We start from the raw sequence: 1,350 nt of genomic DNA, 5'->3' as shown, positions 1-1,350 counted from the left end.
CTACGCTCATCATGGAACTTGTTGTAGTTTTTCCGTGAGTTCCTGCCACAGCGATTCCATCAAATCTGTTCATTATTTCAGCAAGCAGTTCCCCTCTTTTTATTTTTTTTATATTATTATCTACAATGTATTTGTACTCAGGGTTTGTTTCCTTAATCGCAGTTGAATATACAAATAAATCTATTCCTTTGTCCTTTACATTTTCCTCAACTTGCCCTATATAAACCTTTATTCCCATTTCTTCCATATCTTCTGTTACAGGCTTTCTTTCGAGATCTGAACCTGCCACGTTAAATCCGTCTGATGCCAAAATTTTTGCAAGTCCGCTCATTCCAATTCCGTTTATTCCGCTAAAATATACATTATTTATTTTTGTTAGCATTTTTCCTCCAAATTTTTTTCCTAATTTTTATTCTTAAAGTCCCATTTCTCCAACTATTGTTTCTGCTGAATTTCCTTTTTTCAAGGTTTTTACATTTTCACTCATAAATTCCAGCATTGATGCCTGTCGAACTATTGACAAGGCTTCATCTATCGCTTCTTCCACTGTTTCATTTGTAAAAATTTTTGCGCCATTTGCATATTCCAGCACATCTGCATTTTCCTTCTGCCCAACAAAATCGTATGGAATCAGTACCGATGGTTTTTCAAGCTGGATAAGTTCAGAAATAGTCGAAGCTCCTGCACGGCAGATTACAATATCAGAAGCCGCCATTAATTCTGGAACATTTTCAAAATACGGTTCAACTACCGCTGTACCAAAATCTCTTATTCTATAAGTTGAAGCCTCGTAATTATCCTTCCCAGTTGCCCAAAATAGTCTTATTTTCCCATCTTCCAATATCGTTTTCCATTTTTTTAAAATAGCTTCATTTATATTTTTGGCTCCCAAACTCCCACCAATTACAAGAATTACTTTTTCATCATCCTTTATATTTAGTTTTCTTCTTTCCTCAGCTTTATTTTTTCCATAAAATTCTTCCCGCAATGGATTTCCAGTTACTACAAATTTACTCTTGTATTTTCCCTTAACACTTTCAAGTGTATTCTCAAAAGCAACAAATACTTTTTTTGCACCTTTGTAAAACCATTTGTTTGCCTGACCCATTGTGTGATTTTGCTCCTGAAGATAATATGGTATTCGCAATATATTAGCTGCTACTAATACTGGTATTGTTATATAATTTCCAAATGCTATTATTTTTGTAGGTTTTTCCTTTTTTAGTAGCTTTATTGTGCCTATAGTTGCTGCCATCATTTTAAATACAGATTTTATACTTCTTAACGGCAATACATCAAGTCCTATAAATCTAAAATTTTCATTTGGAACAATATCTTTTTCCATTCTAT

The 1,350-nt window shown here is 33.3% G+C and carries 2 protein-coding genes; both read right to left on the bottom strand.

Annotation, left to right across the window (positions count from 1 at the left end; translation table 11 throughout):
• Positions 1-382: Mur ligase domain-containing protein (locus tag Q0370_RS04105; RefSeq protein ID WP_299572500.1), on the bottom strand; the 382-nt coding region annotated here is incomplete at its 3' end.
• Between the two features lie 33 nt (positions 383-415).
• Positions 416-1,350: UDP-N-acetylglucosamine--N-acetylmuramyl-(pentapeptide) pyrophosphoryl-undecaprenol N-acetylglucosamine transferase (locus tag Q0370_RS04100; RefSeq protein ID WP_299572497.1), on the bottom strand; the 935-nt coding region annotated here is incomplete at its 5' end.

It is taken from the genome of uncultured Leptotrichia sp., assembly GCF_938036635.1.
GTDB classification, from domain to species: domain Bacteria; phylum Fusobacteriota; class Fusobacteriia; order Fusobacteriales; family Leptotrichiaceae; genus Leptotrichia; species Leptotrichia hongkongensis.
The sequence above is the reverse complement of the archived record's forward strand: the minus strand, read 5'-3'. Positions and strand labels throughout refer to the sequence as shown.